The organism is Rhodococcus sp. Leaf247, assembly GCF_001426185.1.
Lineage (GTDB): Bacteria > Actinomycetota > Actinomycetes > Mycobacteriales > Mycobacteriaceae > Rhodococcoides.
Genome location: NZ_LMRP01000004.1, coordinates 401,208 through 418,973, shown reverse-complemented (window position 1 = coordinate 418,973; position 17,766 = coordinate 401,208). Strand labels below are relative to the sequence as shown.

Below are 17,766 nucleotides of genomic sequence, written 5' to 3'. Positions count from 1 at the left end.
TTCTCGGCGGAAGTCGAGAGGATCAGTTGTTGCCCTTGGCGTATTGCCCGAAGTTGGACGACTGTCCGTTGTCCTTGCCGAAGGGATCCTGACCACTGTCGACGGGCAGTGCCGACGAACGCTGGTCGAGTTCCTGCAGCTGGGACTCCAGGTAGGACTTGAGGCGGACCCGGTACTCGCGCTCGAAGGTCTTGAGGCGCTCGATGCGCTCCTCGAGAACCGAACGCTGCTGGTTGATGGTCGCCATGATCTCGGTGTGCTTGCGCTCGGCGTCGTTCTCGAGAGCGTCGGCCTTCTCCTTGGCCTGGCGAAGCTGCGTCTCCGAGCGGGTCTGCGCATCCGTGAGAAGTGCGTCGGCCTTCTGACGAGCCTCGGACACGAGCGACTCCGCGCGAGACTGAGCCTCGCTCACCAGACGGTCCGAGTTGGCACGGGCGCTTCCGAGCAGCTGCTCGGACTCGGTCTTCGCGTCGCCGGTCAGACGATCGGCCATCTCCTGGGCGAGGCCGAGGATCTTGGCTGCCTGCATGTTGGAGTCGCCGGCCGACTGCGCGGCGGGAGCCGGTGCGGGCGCCGGAGCCTGCACCACGGGGGCGGGCTTCGGGGGCTCCGGGCGGGGCGCGGGCGGAGGTGTGGGAGCAGGCGCGGGCGCAGGGGTGTTCTGGCGCGAGGACGCCGAGCTCTTGGCCTCGGCCAAGTCCTGGTCGAGTTCCCCGACCCGCTGACGCAGGTCGGCGTTCTCCTCGATCAGGCGCGACAGCTCCTGTTCGACGAGATCGAGGAATGCATCGACCTCGTCCTCGTTGTATCCGCGCTTACCGATGGGCGGCTTGCTGAACGCGACGTTGTGCACATCGGCGGGAGTCAGCGGCATGGAAGGGTCCCTTCACGCGTCTCGAGAGCGGTGGAGCATCGACAAGCGATGTACGCGAGCATTCGTTCGATCAACAGGTGGCAGTGGATTCCTGATCGCAGCGGCGGTCACGATGCTGCCGACAACCAGGACATTCAGTTATATCGCACAAAGAGCGACGGGTACTCATCGTGCACCTTCGAGGAACATTCTGTCACATGCGGCACTGCCGCCGTCCACGGAACGCGCCAGGGCGGTGCGCTCAGCCGACGCCCTGAACGACACGCATCAGAATGAACACGATGAACAGCAGAACCATGATCGACAGGTCGAGGCGGACCCCACCCAGGTTGAGCGGCGGAATGATGCGCCGGAGCAGCTTCACGGGCGGGTCGGTCACCGTGAAGATCGCCTCCAGGACGATCACGACCACACCGGTCGGACGCCAGTCACGTGCGAACGACCGGATGAATTCGACGATGATCCGACCGATGAGCAGCAGCCAGAAGACGAACAGGATGAAGTACAGAACGGCGAACACTCAGTTCACCGCCCGGCGGAACTCGGCACACGGCGACAACGACGACATTCTCTGATCACGCACTCCACCACAATGCCATCTCGCGGCACCCGGAGGTGCCGACGACACTCTCACCGCGGGGAGGTCGGCGTCACTGCTGGTTGTAGAAGCCCGTCTCGGCGATTCGGCGGCGCTCCTCGGCGGACACATCGACGTCCGCGGGTGAGAGCAGGAACACCTTCGTGGCGACTTTGTCGAACGAACCACGGAGGGCGAAAGCGAGGCCTGCCGCGAAGTCGACCAGACGCTTGGCGTCGGCATTGCTCATCTCGACCAGATCCATGATGACCGGGGTGCCGTCACGGAACCGCTCACCGATGGTGCGTGCCTCGCTGTAGTCGCGGGGACGCAGCGTGGTGATGGTCGACATGGGGCCTCCGTCGTCGAGCGACACCTGCCGGCGGGGCTCTGCATGTCGGGGTTCTGCGTGGCGGGATTCCGGAGCGTTCCGGGTGTCCATGGCGAGTGCGCCGCGCGTGGAGGTACGCATCGATCCGGCCGACCGAGGTCCGCCACTCGACCGTGACGACATCGGGGAGACACGCGCGCTGTGACGCGGCTCCATACGGTCGTAATCGTCGTCGTCGCGACGTCCTCCGACGTAGGCCGGCTCGGCGAATTCGCGGTCGGCGTAGTCGTCATGGTCGTCCATCGATTTTCCGTATCCGCCACGCGACGACCGGGATGCGACGGGCGCATCCGTGTCGTCGAGGTAGTCGTCCTCGAAATCGTCGAGTGGGACCATGCCGAAGTAAGCCTTGAACTTGTGCAACGTGCTCATCGGTGGACCTTCCTGGCGTGGCGGTGAAGCTCTGCGTTACTGGTACTCATGTGACTGAACGAGATCAATGGTGACGATGGTGTTCATGCCGTCAAGGCGAGGTTATCGGCCGCGGACCGAGGATCGCGGTTCCGACACGCACACACGTCGACCCATGTCGGACAGCCTCTTCCAGGTCACCGGTCATGCCCGCGGAAAGCTCGACCGCACCCGGATGCGAGCGCAGGACCTGCGCGTGCAGAGCCTGCAGATCCTCGAACGCAGCGTCCGGATCGGCGTCCATCGGAGGCACCGCCATCAACCCGGCGAGGCGAAGCCCCTCCGTCGCGGCGACGTCGTCGACCAGTGCGGGAAGATCCTCACGGTCGACGCCTCCCCGGTGGGTGTCGCCGTCGAGGCTCACCTGCACGAACACCTCCAGATCACGGGTGCGGGCACCGTCGTCCATCGCCCCGGCGACGGCCTTCCCCAGCGCGGCGACCAACCTGTCCGTATCGACCGAGTGGATCGAATAGGCCCACGCAGCAACAGCTTTGGCCTTGTTGCGTTGCAGACGTCCGATCATGTGCCAGCGGACGCCGTCGGTACCGATCTCGGCGACCTTCGGCGACGCGTCCTGCTCGCGGGATTCACCGAATTCCGTGCACCCCAGATCGCGCAGGATCGCGATGTCCGACGCGGGGAAGAACTTGGTGACGGGAAGCAGTGTCACGTCCTCCGGTGACCGATCCGCAGCGACGCACGCCGCGCGGAGACGGGTGCGCACCTGATCGAGGTGCTCGGCGAGGTACGACCGGCGTTCGTCGTGAACGTTCACGAGGTGGTGTCCATCCAGATGACACCCGCATGCCGACCGGTGGGTGCGCCGCGGCGATGACTGAACAGTGAGCGATCGGTGATCGTCTCGCGCGGATCGAGCGCTACGCCCGCGATACCGGACTCGAGGAGTTGCCTCCGCAGACCCGCACGGATGTCGAGCCCCGGCGTGCCCTTCCGTGTCCGAGTAGCGCTGCCGGGTAGATGGGTCTCCACATCGATCTGCATCGTGCGGGGAACTTCGTAGTCCTCTCCCCCGGCCGCGGGACCCATGAATGCTTCGATACGCGAGATCCGAGCACCGACGGCCACCATGGCGTCGAGAACACGCGGGACGATGCCGATGCGCGCACCGACGCGTCCCGCGTGGACTGCAGCGATGACACCGGCCGCGTCGTCGGACAGCAGCAGGGGGACGCAGTCCGCCGCCAGCACGACCAGCGCGAGGTCGCGCTGCGTCGTCACCACCGCATCCGTCGCGTCGAGCGGAGCGCTCTGCGGACCGTCGATCGTGGCCACCGAGCGTCCGTGGATCTGATCCATCCACACGAGACGGCCGGGATCGAGGCCGATCTTCTCGGCGAGACGGCGACGGTTGGCGGCGACGTCGGCAGGGCTGTCACCGACGTGGTCACCGAGATTGAAGGAATCGTAGGGAGGCTTGGACACGCCTCCGGCGCGTGACGTGGTCACGCGCCGGACGCGGTAGCCGCGGTCGGAGATGCTCACCGACGCATGAAGGAAGGCACGTCCACGTCGTCGTCACCGTCGTCGTCCACCCGGACGGGATGTCCGGTGGCACGCGCGGCGCGCTCGCCGATCGGCGGGAGAGACGACGACGAGGAGGGCGCGTCGCGGAAGACGGCGGGACCGTCGTCCTCGGTGCGCGTCTCACCCGCGCGAGCAGTGCCCACGGTGGCGCCGCGCGACTGGCTCTGCGGTGCCTCGACGGGACGGCGAGCGGGTCCGCTGCCGTCGAATCCAGCAGCGATGACGGTGACGCGCACCTCGTCGCCCAGGGAGTCGTCGATCACGGTGCCGAAGATGATGTTGGCGTCGATGTGCGCAGCTTCCTGGACCAGCGATGCTGCCTCGTTGATCTCGAAGAGTCCCAGATCAGAGCCACCGGCAATGGACAGCAGAACGCCGCGGGCGCCTTCCATCGACGCTTCGAGCAGCGGCGAGTTGATCGCCGACTCGGCCGCCTTGATGGCGCGACCTTCCCCGCGGGAGGAGCCGATACCCATCAGGGCGCTGCCCGCTCCGGACATGACGCCCTTGACGTCGGCGAAGTCGACGTTGATCAGACCGGGAGTGGTGATCAGATCGGTGATGCCCTGCACTCCGTTGAGAAGGACCTCGTCGGCGGACCGGAACGCGTCCATGAGGCTGACGGCTGCGTCGCCGAGCTGGAGCAGCCGGTCGTTCGGGATCACGATGAGCGTGTCGCACGATTCGCGCAGACCCTGGATACCGACGTCGGCCTGGCCGCCGCGACGCTTGCCCTCGAACGAGAAGGGGCGCGTGACGACGCCGACGGTGAGGGCGCCGAGCTTGCGGGCGATGCTGGCGACGACGGGTGCGCCGCCGGTACCGGTGCCGCCACCTTCGCCGGCGGTGACGAAGACCATGTCGGCGCCCTTGAGCACCTCTTCGATCTCGTCCTTGTGGTCCTCGGCGGCCTTGCGGCCGACCTCGGGATCTGCGCCGGCGCCGAGACCGCGAGTGAGTTCGCGGCCGACGTCGAGCTTGACGTCGGCGTCCGACATGAGCAGCGCCTGCGCGTCGGTGTTGACCGCGATGAACTCGACTCCCTTGAGTCCCTGTTCGATCATGCGGTTGACCGCGTTGACGCCGCCGCCGCCGATGCCGACGACCTTGATTACGGCGAGGTAGTTGTGCGGGGGCGTCATGGGCTCTCGCCTTCCGTGGTTGGTGATCAAGATGCTGCCAAACCCTCAACCTGAACCATAGGTTCATAGTTATGTCAAGTGATCGACTGGGTGGAACGCTAGAGACACCGTCTCGTGGGTTCCATTAGGCGCGCCGACACACGCCGAGAAAACTTGTGAACGGCTTTTCTATCGAATGGTCGGGAGATCAGGACTGGACACGTCGTACGTCTGTCCCGGCTGCGTGAGCAGCGGCAGCGCGACCGACGCCTTGTACTCGTTGTCGTCGTTGCTCCCCCACACCACGACGCGTCCGTCGTAGAGCGTCAGCGATACCGCCGAGATGGTCGGCGCGTCGATCTGCGCGACCTGCGAGCGCAGGGGGGCCGGAAGCGAAGTCAGCACCGCCAGAGCGGATCTCGTCTCCAGGTTCCCGAACGACGGACTGGCCGCCACCAACCGCACGACCCCCGGAGGCGGCGGCTCGACGGCGAAGTCGACCGCGTCGACATCCATCAGATGAGTGCCGTCGGGGGCATCGAAGAACACGACGGGAATGCGTTCCTCGACGGTGACACGGACGGTTGCCGGATAGACGCGTTGGACCCGCACCGTGGCGACCTTCGGAATGGCGGCGACACGGGACGCCGCCCCGTCGGTGTCGACCCTGGGCAGCGGAGTTCCCTCGACCACCTGCAGAGCCTCGACGACCTGCTCCCGCGTCACCGCGGCATTGCCCGTGACGTCGATGGTGTCCACCGCCCACAGCGGGCCGAAGTACGACACGACGACGAATCCGATCGACGCCACCAGGGCGGCGAGGATCGCGAACTTTCCCTTGCGACCGATGCGGGGCTCGCGCGCTGTCGACCTGCTCGATCCCCGAGTGCCGGACGCACCCCGACTACCCGACGTGCGAGTTCGCGTCGAGCGCTGCGCGCCCACACGTCTCGGTGTCGCCGCGGGGCGAGTACGACCGCTTCCGCGTGAAGTCATCTCTCTCGACCCGCTCAGCGCCGCGCCGGCGTCGAGCGGAGGGCGTCCAGGATCTGGCTCCCGAGCATCGTCACGTCGCCCGCGCCCATCGTCACCACGATGTCGCCGGAGACGCACAGCCCCGCCACCTGACGAGGCGCTGCGGACAGATCCGGTTGGTAGTGAACGGGTTTGGTGACCGACCGGGCGACGGTGGCGCCGCTGATCCCCGGTACCGGATCCTCGCGGGCGCCGTACACGTCGAGGACGACGACCTCGTCCGCGAGATCGAGTGCCGCGGCGAACTGATCCGCGAACGTCGCGGTGCGGGAGTACAGATGCGGCTGGAACACGACGATCACGCGGCCCGGCGTCGCCGTATCGGCGGTGCGGACCAGATCGGCGGCAGCACCGAGAACGGCACGAACCTCCGTCGGGTGGTGGGCGTAGTCGTCGAACACCCGGACGCCGCGTTCGCGTCCCTGCAGCTGGAAGCGTCGGTGAACGCCCGCGAATCCGGCGAGACCCTCGACGATCTCGTCGACACCGGCGCCCGTCTCGCGAGCTGCGACGACAGCCGCCATCGCGTTGAGGGCCATGTGCCGCCCGGGGACACCGAGACGGACCGTGCGCGCCCGCTCCTCCCCCGCCAAGCGGAACTGCACGACACCGCCCGTGTCCTCCGGGGACCACCCCAGCAGCTCGGCCGCCGTCTCGACGCCCTCGATACCGGCGTCGTCCGAGCCGTACCCCAGGACGCGGACACCCTCGGGCGCACGCTGGGCGACGCGGCGGGCGAGTTCCCGCGATCCGGGATCGTCCGTGCACACCACCAGGGCGCCGCCGGGAGACAATCGCGCCGCGAAGTCGTCGAAGACCTGCACGTACGCGTCCTCGCTACCGAAGTAGTCGAGATGATCCGCCTCCACGTTGGTCACGACGATCAGATCGGGGTCGTACTGCAGGAGTGACCCGTCGCTCTCGTCCGCCTCGGCCACGAAGACCTCGCCGGTGCCGTGGTGCGAGTTGGTGCCGGCCTCGTTCAGTTCCCCGCCGACGGCGAACGACGGGTCCGCTCCACAGTGCTGCAGAGCGACGACGAGCATCGACGTCGTCGAGGTCTTCCCGTGCGTACCCGAGACGAGCACGGTACGAAATCCGCGCATCAAGGACGCGAGCACAGCAGGCCTGAGCAGAACGGGCACGCCGCGATCCGCCGCCTCGACGAGCTCCGGATTGGTCTTGGGGATGGCGGCATGCGTGGTGACGAGTGCTGTGGGGCCGCCGTCGAGCATATCGAGAGCCGACGCGTCGTGACCGATGCGGATCAGCGCACCGCGAGCGCGCAGAGCCTTGACGCCGCGGCTCTCCTTCGCATCGGAACCGGACACCTGACCCCCGCGGGACAGCAGGATGCGGGCGATCCCGGACATTCCCGCTCCGCCGATGCCCACCATGTGGACGCGCTGCAGTTCGGGAGGAAGGGTCGGATCGACCGAGGAGGTACTCATCGGTCGCCTCCGCCCCGTGCGATGTCCAGGACGATGCGCGCGACGTGTGCCGCCGCGCCGCGATGCCCCGCACCGGCGGCAGCCGCGCTCATCGATTCCAACCGTGCGGGATCGGTCAGCAATGCCACCACATCGGACGACACGAAGTCCGGTGTGAGATCGGCGTCGGCGATCACGACGCCGCCCCCGGCCGCGACGACCGGGCCCGCGTTGAGCTCTTGTTCCCCGTTGCCATGAGGCAAGGGTACGTAGAAGGCGGGCAGACCGACTGCCGAGACCTCCGCGACGGTCATGGCGCCCGAGCGGCACACGGCCGCGTCCGCCGCGGCGTACGCCAGATCCATCCGTGTCAGGTACGGGACGGCCACGTACGGCGCAGGTGTCACCGAGCCGTCGTCCGACGGTGTAGGCAGGTCGAGCGTGTTCTTCGGTCCGTGTGCATGCAGCACGGACACACCTGCCGCGCGCAGAGCGGCCGCGGCTCCGGACACCGCGACGTTCAGCGATCGCGCGCCCTGGGATCCGCCGAACACCAGAAGAACGGGGCCGTCCTGGGGAAGACCGAAATGCTCGCGGGCCTCCGCGCGCAGGCCGGCGCGGTCGAGATCGGTGATCGTGGGCCGGACCGGGATGCCGACGACCTCCGCATCGCTGCGCCCACGCCCGTGGATTCCCGACCCGTCGACGGCGGCCAGGACGCGCGTCGCAAGACGCGCGCCGACCTTGTTGGCGATACCGGCGCGCGCATTGGCCTCGTGCACGACGATCGGCACCGAGCCTCGCGCGGCGAGATAGGCCGGAAGCGCGACGTACCCACCGAAGCCGACCACGACATCCGCGTCGACCTCGCGCAAGACCTTGCGTGTTTCGCGCACCGAACGCACGACTTTCGCGGGCAGGCCCAGCAACGCGCCGGTCAGCTTGCGCGGCAACGGAACCGGCGGGATCAGCGCGAGTGGGTAACCGCGTGCGGGAACGAGAGTGGTCTCGAGTCCACGCTCGGTACCCAGGGCCGTCACCCGCACCGACGGGTCCAGCTCCCGCAGGGCATCCGCCACCGCGAGAGCTGGTTCGATGTGTCCGGCCGTGCCGCCCCCGGCGACGACGACGGACACGCCGGAAGAACTTGTCACCGGTCGTATCTCCGTTCTCGGGGTGGGGTGCGGCGAGGACTCTGGCGGCCTCGCTCCGCCCTCGGGTCCTGATGTGGTGCGCCGCGCCGCGGCTGCTGGTGCTCGGCGCGTCCCGACATCCGTTGTGGCGCTGCGCGACGCGCGTCCTGCGAGGGAATCGCCCGGCGACGCGGCGGCGCGGCGACAGCGCCCCGCCCGCGAGCCTGCGACGACCGGGCCGGCGAATACACCTCTGGCACCGGCAGTCTCAGCAACCGCCCGAACCTTCCGTCGCGACCGGATGCCAGGGCCGCCACCGCTTCGGGTTCGTGCCGAGAGATGTTCGCGAGAAGTCCGAGCACCAGAAGTGTGATGGCCGTGGACGTTCCACCTGCCGACACCAGGGGCAACTGGAGGCCGGTGACGGGAAGCAGTCCGACGACGTAGCCGATGTTGATCGCGGCCTGCGCCAGGATCCACACGGTGAAGGTCGCGACGAGGATCTTCATGAACGGATCGGGAACCCGTGCGGCGATACGCAAGCCCGTGAAGACCAGGATGCCGAACAGTCCGATGACGGCGACGCAGCCCACCAGACCGAGTTCCTCACCGATGATGGCGAAGATGAAGTCGTTGTGCGCGTTCGGAAGGTAGCTCCACTTGGCCCGACTCTGACCGAGGCCGAGTCCGAACATCCCGCCGTCCGCGAGCGAGTAGAGAGCCTGACGCGACTGGTAGCCGATGCCCTGCGGGTCACTGCCGGGGTTCAGCCAGTTCTGGATGCGAGCCGATCGGTATCCGGCGGTCATGGCGAGGGTGGCGGCGGCGAGGAAGAGCCCACCGACGACGGAGCCGAACACCTTGACCGGCAACCCGGCGAACCACAGCAGCGCCATCAGGATGATGCCGAGCGCAACCGTGGTTCCGAGGTCCGGCTGCAGCACGATGAGTCCGAACACGACCATCGCGGCAGGAACCAGCGGAATCAGCAGTTCCTTGAGCCCCGCTCGTTCGGCTCGTCTCGATGCGAGCAGGTGCGCACCCCACACCGCGAACGTCACCTTGGCGATCTCGGACGGCTGCAGGCCGACCCCGCCGATGGTGAACCACCCGCGAGTTCCCTGGGCGACCGTGCCGATACCGGGGATGAGCACCAGGACCAACATCACGATCGAGATCACGAACAGCGGCAGCGACAGCTTGCGCACCAGGCGGATCGGCACCCGCAGAGCGAACACGAACATCACGAGTCCGACCACGGTGAAGATCGCCTGGCGCGTGAACATCGTGTACGCCGATCCGTCCTCGGCGTACGCCTCGACGGACGACGCGGAGAGCACCATGACCAGTCCGAGCGTGGTGAGCAGCGCAGCGACGGTGATGATCAGGTGGAACGAGGCGAGAGGACGATCGATCCACGTCTCGAACTTCGCTCGAACCGGGCGACGACCGGTCGTCCGCTCGGGACGTGTCGCGCTCGACGGTTCGGGCGCGATGGGACCACCCGCGCGCGACGGTGGTGTCGTGGCGGTTCCGCGAGCCTGCGTCATGCCGGTCGACCCCCGAGGTCGCTCTCGGTGAGAGCGAGCGCGGCCGCCGCGAAGCTGTCCCCGCGGTGCCCGTAGTCGCGGAACTGGTCGAAGGAGGCGGTGGACGGAGCCAGCAGCACGGTCGTGCCGGACTCGGCTCGGCGAGCGGCCGCACGGACCGCCTTCGTCATCACTTCGTCACCGTCAGTCACATCAGTCGCATCGGCCACTTCAGCATCGTCTCCCGGCGGCACCCGAACGACGGGCACATCCGGGGCGTGTCGCGCGAGTGCTGACGCGATCCGGTCCCCGTCCTGGCCGAACACCACGGCGGCGACCAGTCGGGACCGGATCTCCGAGATCAGATCGTCCACCTCGGCGCCCTTGAGCATCCCGCCCGCGAGCCACACGACGCGATCGTGCGCCAGGATCGACGACCGGGCCGCGTGCGGATTGGTGGCCTTCGAATCGTCGACGAACCGCACGCCGGCCAAGGTCCGCACCGTGGCGGCACGGTGCGGACCGACGCGGAAGGCTCGCAGGCCGGCGTCGACCGCAGCCGGAGAGACGCCGATCGCCCGAGTCAGAGCCGACGCGGCCAACGCGTCCTGCAACCCGGCGGGGCCGGGCGGCTCGATGATCGAGATGTCCACCAGCGAGACGCAGTCACCGAACGCACGATCGACGATCGCGCCGTCGATCACCCCGACATCGCCGGCGTCCGGCTCACCGGCCGTGAAACCGACCGTCGTCTCCGCGGTCGAACGATCGCGCAGAGACGCCGCTACCGCGTCGTCGAGACCGACCACGGCGATGTCTCCACGCAGCGCCTGCAGCTTCGCCTGGACGTAGGCATCCATACCGCCGTGCCAGTCGAGGTGATCCTCGGCGATGTTGAGCACCACGCCGGCCGCAGGCTGCACCGACGGCGCCCAGAAGAGTTGGAACGACGACAGTTCGACCGCGAGCACATCCGCGCGTGGTTCGCGGCGGAGCGCGTCCATCACCGGGACGCCGATGTTCCCGCACGCGGCGGACGGAAGGTTGGCGGCCTCGAGGACCGACTCCACCATCGACGTGGTGGTCGTCTTGCCGTTGGTGCCGGTCACCACCAACCATTGCCGAGCCGGTCCGTAGACCTCGGCGCGATCGATCCGCCACGAGAACTCGATGTCGCCCCAGACCGGCACGCCGACGGTCAGCGCAGTGGTGAGCAGCGGCGAGTCGGGCCGGAAGCCGGGGCTGGTGACGACCAGGGCGTACTCGGCGACGGCGTCGCGATCCGTCGCCACGGAATCCATGTGCACCGTGTCCACACCGAGCTCGGCACACGTCTCCAACGACGACACGTCGGAATCGGTGACCGTGACCAGGGCGCCCACGTCGTGCAGGGCCGGAACGACCGCTCGACCGGACACCCGGCCGCCGGCGACGAGCACGCGTCGCCCCTGCAGGTCGAGCGGAGATCCGAGCGGGGCGCGAGGTTCCTCCGTGACCACGTCAGTCACCGATCGCCGAGAGGTATTCGCTGTAGAAGAGCGCCAGGCCCACCGCGGACGAGATGGCCGCCAGCAACCAGAACCGGATGATGACCGTCGTCTCGGCCCACCCTCCGAGTTCGAAGTGGTGGTGGAACGGGGCCATCCGGAACACCCGTCGACGGCTCGACCGGAACACCGCCACCTGGATGACGACGGACGCGGCCTCGGCCACGAACAGCGCGCCGATGACGACCATCAGCAACTCGGTGCGCGTCACGATCGACAGCCCGGCCAGCAGACCGCCGAGTGCCAGCGACCCGGTGTCCCCCATGAAGATCTTCGCGGGAGCGGCGTTCCACCACAGGAATCCGATGCACGCTCCGGCCGCGGCCGCACAGATCAGGGCCAGGTCGAGCGGATCGCGCACGTCGTAGCAACCGGGGCCCGGCTCGGTGGTGCACGACTGGCGGTACTGCCAGAACGTGATGACCGTGTACGCGCCGAGCACCAGGGTCATCGATCCTGCTGCGAGGCCGTCGAGACCGTCCGTCAGGTTGACGGCGTTGGACCAGGCGCTGACCAGCAGGTAGCAGAACAGGATGAAGACGACTCCGCCCATGGACACCGTCGCGATGTCACGCACGTAGCTCAGTTGGACGCTGCCCGGCGTCAGACCGCCCGCGCCGTTGAACTGCAGGGCCAGCACACCGAAGATGACGGCCGCGATCAGCTGGCCCACCAGCTTCGCCGTCTTGTTCAGCCCCAGGTTGCGCTGCTTGCGGATCTTGATGAAGTCGTCGAGGAACCCGACCACGCCCAGAACCGTCGTCAAGCCGAGGACCAGGAGCGCGGAGACGGACGGGCCGTCCGCGTCGTACCCGACGCCGATGAGGTGCGACCCCCAGTAGCCGGCCCACAGACCGGCGAGGATCGCCACACCGCCCATGGTGGGCGTGCCCCGCTTCGACTGGTGGCTCGCCGGCCCCTCGACGCGGATCTCCTGGCCGAATCCTTGCTTGGAGAACGCCTTGATCAGGACGGGTGTCAGCAGGATGGCGACCGCGAGCGCGATCCCTCCCGCGAACAGAATCTGTCTCACCGAGTCTCCCCCTGCTCGTCGAGCAACGCTTCCGCGACGGTCCACAGGCCGATCGACCGGGACGCCTTCACCAACACCAGATCGCCCGGGAGAATCTCTTCCCGCAGCAGCTCGATCGCCGCGGCCGGATCGTCGACGAGGTAGGCCTCGTCGCCCCAGGACCCTTCCATCACCGCCCCCTGATACATCCCGTGGGAGGGTCGGCCGGTCCCGACGACGATGATCTTGCTGACGGCCAGTCGGACGGCGAGCCGGCCGATGCGATCGTGCTCGATGACGGAATCGTCGCCCAACTCCCCCATCTCTCCCAGCACGGCCCACGACCGCCGACCGCCGTCACGGCCACTGCGCGCCATGGTGACCAGAGCCTTCAGCGCGGCGCGGACGGAGTCGGGATTGGCGTTGTACGAGTCGTTGACGACGGTGACTCCGTCGGCCCGGGTACGGACATCCATCCGCCGTGCGGACGCGGCCTCGGCACCGGACAGCGCCGCGGCGATCGTCTCGACGTCCATGCCGCACTCGAGTCCCACCGCGGCGGCCGCGAGCGCGTTCCCCACCTGATGTTCCCCGTGCACCAGCAGGGACACCGGCGCAGATCCCGACGGCGTGACCATCGTGAAGGACGCGCGGGCGGTGTCGTCGAGAACGATGTCCCGCGCATTGACGTCGGCACCCTCGTTCTGGCCGTACGTCACGACCCGTGCCGTCGTCTTGGACGCCATCGCGGCGACGAGAGGGTCGTCCAGGTTCAGGACGGCGACACCACCGGCTTCGTCGGCCGGAAGCGCTTGCACCAGTTCGGCTTTCGCTTCGGCGATGATCTCACGGGAGCCGAATTCGCCTAGATGGGCCGTGCCGACGTTCAACTCGACGCCGATACGGGGCGGCGCGATCGCGGCGAGCTCCGCGATGTGTCCCCGGCCGCGCGCGGACAGTTCGAGAACGAGGAACTTCGTGGACGCGTCGGCACGCAGCGCGGTCCACGGATGGCCCAGCTCGTTGTTGAACGATCCAGGAGGAGCGACCACCGATCCTGCGCGCTCGAGTACCGCGCGGATCAGGTCCTTCGTCGAGGTCTTGCCCGACGAACCGGTCACCCCCACGACCGTGAGTCCGCCGGCCACCAGGTCGGCGACGGACGCTCGCGCGAGCGTCGCCAAGGCCGCGAGAACGGCCGGTCCCGGACCGTCGGCGTGCTCGACCACGATGGCCGGCACTCCGACCGGACGCCCCGCGAGGACCGCGACGGCTCCGGCTGCGATCGCTCCGGCCGCGTGCTCGTGTCCGTCCACGCGCTCCCCCGGCAATGCAAGGAACAGCCCACCCGGGGTCATCGTGCGGGAGTCGAACTCGACTCCCGCCGTCACCTCGGCGGTGGGATCGGGTACGTCGTGCAGCGTTCCGCCCACGATCTCCGCGATGGCGGCCAAGGACAGTCGGATCACATCGAGCCTCTCAGTCGTTCTATGGCCTCGGCGAGCACCAGTCGATCGTCGAACGGGTGCTTGGTTCCGCCCACGTCCTGGCCCACCTCGTGACCCTTGCCGGCCACGAGCACCACGTCACCGGGGCGTGCCCACCGAACAGCGGCATCGATCGCGTCGTCACGCGGGGAGATCTCTCGGACCTCTCCGCTCCGATCGCCGGGCACCTCGTCGGCCCCGCGCCGGATGGCGGTGCGGATGGCGGCGGGATCCTCGGAGCGGGGATTGTCGTCCGTGATGATCACCAGGTCGGCGGCAGTTGCCGCGGACCTGCCCATGATCGGTCGCTTCTCCGCATCACGATCGCCGCCCGCGCCGACGACCACGGCGATCCGGCCGTCCGTCGAGGCCCGCAACGTGGAGAGGACTGCGTCCAGGGCGGCCGGCTTGTGTGCATAGTCGACGACGGCGAGGAACGACTGACCGCGCTCGACCCGCTGCATCCGTCCCGGCACGTCGACAGTGGCCATCGCGTCGAACGCGGTCGCGGGATCGACACCCACCTCGGCGCAGACGGCCGCGGCGAGTACGGCATTGGCGACGTTGTACCGGCCGGGGATGCGCAAGCGCGCGGACAGCACCTCGTCTCCGTGGGACACCTCGAAAGTCTGCGTTCCGTCCGATCCGGGAGCCCACGCGCCGACCGTCCACGACCCCGCGGCACCGCTCCCGTCCGTCGAGACCGTCACGGGTGCGGCGGTCGCGGACGCGATGTCCGCCATCCGCCGGCCCCACTGATCGTCGATACACACGACCGCCCGCGCCGCGCGGACCGCTGAGTCCGGGGCAAACAGTCGAGCCTTCGCCGCGAAGTAGTCCTCGAAGGTGTGGTGGAAGTCGAGATGATCCTGCGACAGGTTGGTGAACGCGCCCACCGCGAAGCTCGTGCCGTCGACACGTCCCAACGACAACGCGTGCGACGACACCTCCATGACCACGGTGTCCACACCCTGCTCGTACATCGCGGCGAACATCGCGTGCAGATTCGGAGCCTCGGGCGTCGTCAACGCGGACGGAACGGGCTCGGTGCCGATGCGGGTCTCGATGGTTCCGATCAATCCGGGAGTGCGCCCGCCGGCCCGTAGTGCAGCCTCCACCAGATAGGAGGTGGTGGTCTTGCCCGAGGTGCCGGTGATCCCGATGACCGTCATCTTCGACGACGGCGAATCGTAGACGGCCGCCGACAGCGCGCCGAGAACGTCGCGGGGACGTGGGTGCACGAGGACGGCGACTCCGTCGGGCACGCCGTCGGTACTCATCAGAGCCAGACCCTCGTCGTCCGTCACGACAGCGACTGCACCGCGGGAGAGGGCGTCGGCGGCGAAGGTGGCCCCGTGCGAGCGCGCACCCGGCAGGGCCGCGAACACGTCTCCGGCCACGATGTTCTGCGCACGGAGCTCGATGCCCGTCACCCGCACGTCCTCCGACGACTCCTCGAGCGCGCCTCCGCGGAGGATGCCCCGGCGAAGACCTACGGCGCGTGCCAGATCGCTCGCCGACGTGACCGGAGGCCGCTGCGGGCGGAGGGACGTGCTGGGCACTTCGATGACGCTCCTCGTGTGGATCGGGACCCGGTGTCCGGTCGGGCAGGAAATTCGGACATGCGGCTGTGACACGGTCGAGTAGACGACGGACATGCCGACAGCCGACGCATCAGATTACCGGCGAGCCGACCCCGCGGCGGACGTGCCGTCGGCAAGCGGGTGTCGCGGCAGGTGAGCGCCGTGTCGCCGCGCTGTTGCGCGGCCTACTGGTCGGCCTGGAGAACCAGCCGTCGTCCCTCTGCGGACAGCGGAACCGCATCTCGCTGGAGCATCCAGGACGCGATCGTGTGGAAGAGCGGTGCAGCGGACTGTCCGCCCGAACCGTCGGAACTCCGGGTCGGCGCGTCGAGCATGATGCCGATCACGTAGCGAGGGTTGTCGGCCGGAGCGATACCGGCGAAGGTGATCCAGTAGCTCGAGTTGGAGTAGCACTTGCACTCCGGATCCACCTGCTGCGCGGTACCGGTCTTACCGCTGACCTGGTATCCCTCGATACCTGCCGCGACACCCGTGCCGCGTTGGTTGCCGGTGTCGCTCTGGGTGACGGCACGGAACATGTCGCGCACGGTCTTCGCCGTCTCCGGGCTGACCACCTGGACGCCGTCGGGCCGCGGCTCCTCGGTGCGCTGCCCGTCCGTTCCCACGGTCGCCGAGACGATGCGCGGCGGGATGCGGAGTCCGTCGTTGGCGATGGCCTGGTACATCCCGGTCATCTGCAGGAGGGTCATGGACAGACCCTGGCCGATGGGGAGGTTGGCGAACGTTCCGCCCGACCACTGGTCGCGGGCCGGAACGCTGCCGGCACTCTCGCCGGGAAGGCCGACGTCGGTGCGCTGGCCCAGACCGAACTTGTCCAGCATGTCGGCGTACCGATCCTCGCCGACACGTTGCGCGAGCATCAGGGTTCCGACGTTGGACGACTTACCGAAGACGCCGGTGGTCGTGTACGGCGCGACCCCGTGATCCCACGCGTCCTTGACGGTGGCGCCGGACATCGTGATGCTGCCCGGTACCTGCAGCACCTCGTCCGGGTTCGTCAGTCCTTCGTCGACGGCTGCTGCGGCGGTGATGATCTTGTTGACCGAGCCCGGTTCGAACGGGCTCGACACGGACAGATTGCCCATCTGGGCGGACGCGGAGTTGTTGCCGACGCCGATCGACGGATCGAACGTGCCGTCGTTGGCCATCGCCAGGACCTGCCCGGTCTGGGAGTCGAGAACGACGGCGGACGCGTTCTTCGCTCCGGAGAGGTCCTTGGCCTGCTGGACCTGCTGCTGCACGTAGTACTGGATGTCGCTGTCCAGCGTCAGCTCGACTGTCGACCCGTCGATGGCCGGCTGCTGGTCGCGCCAACTGCCGGGGATGACGGCGCCGTCGCTCCCTCGGTCGTAGGTGCGGGAACCGTCGGTTCCGGCCAGGACCGGATCCATCGAGTCCTCGAGACCGAGCAGGCCGTGTCCGTCCCATCCGGTCGCGCCGACGATGTTCGCGGCCAGGGCGCCACCCGGGTATTCACGGATGTCCTGCCGTTCCAGGCCTACCTCGGGGAACTTCTCGGTGATCTCCGCGGCAACGGCGGGATCGATGCTGCGCACCAGGTACTCGAAGGATGCGGAGCTGGTCATCTTCGAGATCAGATCGGACTCGGAGACCAGATCACCGAGGATGCCGTGGACACCTGCCGCGATCTCGCGGATCCGGACGTCCGGATCGGGAGCCGTGTCGTCCTTGGCACGAGCCTCTTCGAGCTGCACGCGGACGCGCTGGGGCTGGAACGTCAGCGCCTTCGCCTCCATCGTGAAGGAGATGGGATTGCCCTGACGGTCGGTGATCGACCCGCGCACCGCCGGGTCCACGACCGTCGTCGTCCGCTGGCTGGCCGACTGCGCCGACAACGTGGGTGCGTCGATGCCCTGGATCCACAGCAGCTGCAACGTGGCGACACCGAGCACCGCGAACATCGCGAAGCGTCCGTAGCGGAACCTGAAGTCGAACGTCTCGCTCTTCTTCGGCCCACGACGACGAGGAGGACCCGGGGGGCGCGGTCCGCCCGACCCGGGATCGCTGCGTCGACGCGGATCGTGCTGTGGGGAACGCATTCCGCGA

At 68.2% G+C, this 17,766-nt stretch carries 15 protein-coding genes; all 15 read right to left on the bottom strand.

Annotated features, from left to right (window positions below):
- Nucleotides 1–22 precede the first annotated feature (22 nt).
- The gene (gene wag31 / locus ASG64_RS19950; RefSeq protein WP_042575276.1) at nucleotides 23–874 is read right to left on the bottom strand and encodes a DivIVA-like cell division protein Wag31; all 852 of its coding nucleotides are present in this window, start codon (nucleotides 872–874) and stop codon (nucleotides 23–25) included.
- A 241-nt stretch (nucleotides 875–1,115) separates the two neighbouring features.
- Entirely contained in the window at nucleotides 1,116–1,394 is a 279-nt protein-coding gene (locus tag ASG64_RS19945; protein ID WP_042575275.1) for a YggT family protein, read from the bottom strand.
- Between the two features lie 130 nt (nucleotides 1,395–1,524).
- The gene (locus ASG64_RS19940; protein ID WP_042575274.1) at nucleotides 1,525–2,214 is read right to left on the bottom strand and encodes a cell division protein SepF; all 690 of its coding nucleotides are present in this window, start codon (nucleotides 2,212–2,214) and stop codon (nucleotides 1,525–1,527) included.
- Between the two features lie 91 nt (nucleotides 2,215–2,305).
- Nucleotides 2,306–3,031, bottom strand: a complete 726-nt coding sequence (locus ASG64_RS19935; RefSeq protein WP_056075834.1) for a YggS family pyridoxal phosphate-dependent enzyme — start codon at nucleotides 3,029–3,031, stop codon at nucleotides 2,306–2,308.
- On the bottom strand, nucleotides 3,028–3,759 hold the full coding sequence (gene pgeF / locus ASG64_RS19930) for a peptidoglycan editing factor PgeF (RefSeq protein WP_442971168.1): 732 nt from the start codon (nucleotides 3,757–3,759) through the stop codon (nucleotides 3,028–3,030). Before pgeF ends, ASG64_RS19935 begins: the two co-directional genes overlap by 4 nt.
- Nucleotides 3,756–4,943 (bottom strand): cell division protein FtsZ, encoded by a 1,188-nt coding sequence (gene ftsZ / locus ASG64_RS19925; RefSeq protein WP_042575272.1) that lies wholly within the window; start codon nucleotides 4,941–4,943, stop codon nucleotides 3,756–3,758. The genes pgeF and ftsZ overlap by 4 nt, the downstream gene beginning before the upstream one ends.
- 168 nt (nucleotides 4,944–5,111) lie before the next feature.
- The gene (locus ASG64_RS19920; protein WP_082518525.1) at nucleotides 5,112–5,918 is read right to left on the bottom strand and encodes a cell division protein FtsQ/DivIB; all 807 of its coding nucleotides are present in this window, start codon (nucleotides 5,916–5,918) and stop codon (nucleotides 5,112–5,114) included.
- A 14-nt stretch (nucleotides 5,919–5,932) separates the two neighbouring features.
- Complete coding sequence (gene murC / locus ASG64_RS19915) at nucleotides 5,933–7,408, bottom strand: UDP-N-acetylmuramate--L-alanine ligase (protein WP_042575271.1); 1,476 nt, start codon at nucleotides 7,406–7,408, stop codon at nucleotides 5,933–5,935.
- Nucleotides 7,405–8,541 carry an undecaprenyldiphospho-muramoylpentapeptide beta-N-acetylglucosaminyltransferase gene (murG, locus tag ASG64_RS19910; protein WP_235579626.1) on the bottom strand — a complete coding sequence of 379 codons (1,137 nt, stop codon included), beginning with the start codon at nucleotides 8,539–8,541 and terminating at the stop codon, nucleotides 7,405–7,407. Before murG ends, murC begins: the two co-directional genes overlap by 4 nt.
- Entirely contained in the window at nucleotides 8,538–10,070 is a 1,533-nt protein-coding gene (gene ftsW, locus ASG64_RS19905) for a putative lipid II flippase FtsW (RefSeq protein WP_082518524.1), read from the bottom strand. The genes murG and ftsW overlap by 4 nt, the downstream gene beginning before the upstream one ends.
- Nucleotides 10,067–11,557, bottom strand: coding sequence for a UDP-N-acetylmuramoyl-L-alanine--D-glutamate ligase (gene murD / locus ASG64_RS19900; RefSeq protein ID WP_442971167.1), 1,491 nt, complete (start codon nucleotides 11,555–11,557; stop codon nucleotides 10,067–10,069). The genes ftsW and murD overlap by 4 nt, the downstream gene beginning before the upstream one ends.
- Nucleotides 11,550–12,629, bottom strand: a complete 1,080-nt coding sequence (mraY, locus tag ASG64_RS19895) for a phospho-N-acetylmuramoyl-pentapeptide-transferase (protein ID WP_042575268.1) — start codon at nucleotides 12,627–12,629, stop codon at nucleotides 11,550–11,552. Before mraY ends, murD begins: the two co-directional genes overlap by 8 nt.
- Nucleotides 12,626–14,077: a UDP-N-acetylmuramoyl-tripeptide--D-alanyl-D-alanine ligase gene (locus tag ASG64_RS19890; protein WP_056075825.1), complete on the bottom strand. Its 1,452-nt coding sequence runs from the start codon at nucleotides 14,075–14,077 to the stop codon at nucleotides 12,626–12,628. The genes mraY and ASG64_RS19890 overlap by 4 nt, the downstream gene beginning before the upstream one ends.
- On the bottom strand, nucleotides 14,074–15,657 hold the full coding sequence (locus ASG64_RS19885; RefSeq protein ID WP_442971166.1) for a UDP-N-acetylmuramoyl-L-alanyl-D-glutamate--2,6-diaminopimelate ligase: 1,584 nt from the start codon (nucleotides 15,655–15,657) through the stop codon (nucleotides 14,074–14,076). The genes ASG64_RS19890 and ASG64_RS19885 overlap by 4 nt, the downstream gene beginning before the upstream one ends.
- 206 nt (nucleotides 15,658–15,863) lie before the next feature.
- Entirely contained in the window at nucleotides 15,864–17,759 is a 1,896-nt protein-coding gene (locus ASG64_RS19880) for a peptidoglycan D,D-transpeptidase FtsI family protein (RefSeq protein WP_156148928.1), read from the bottom strand.
- Nucleotides 17,760–17,766: the final 7 nt, after the last annotated feature.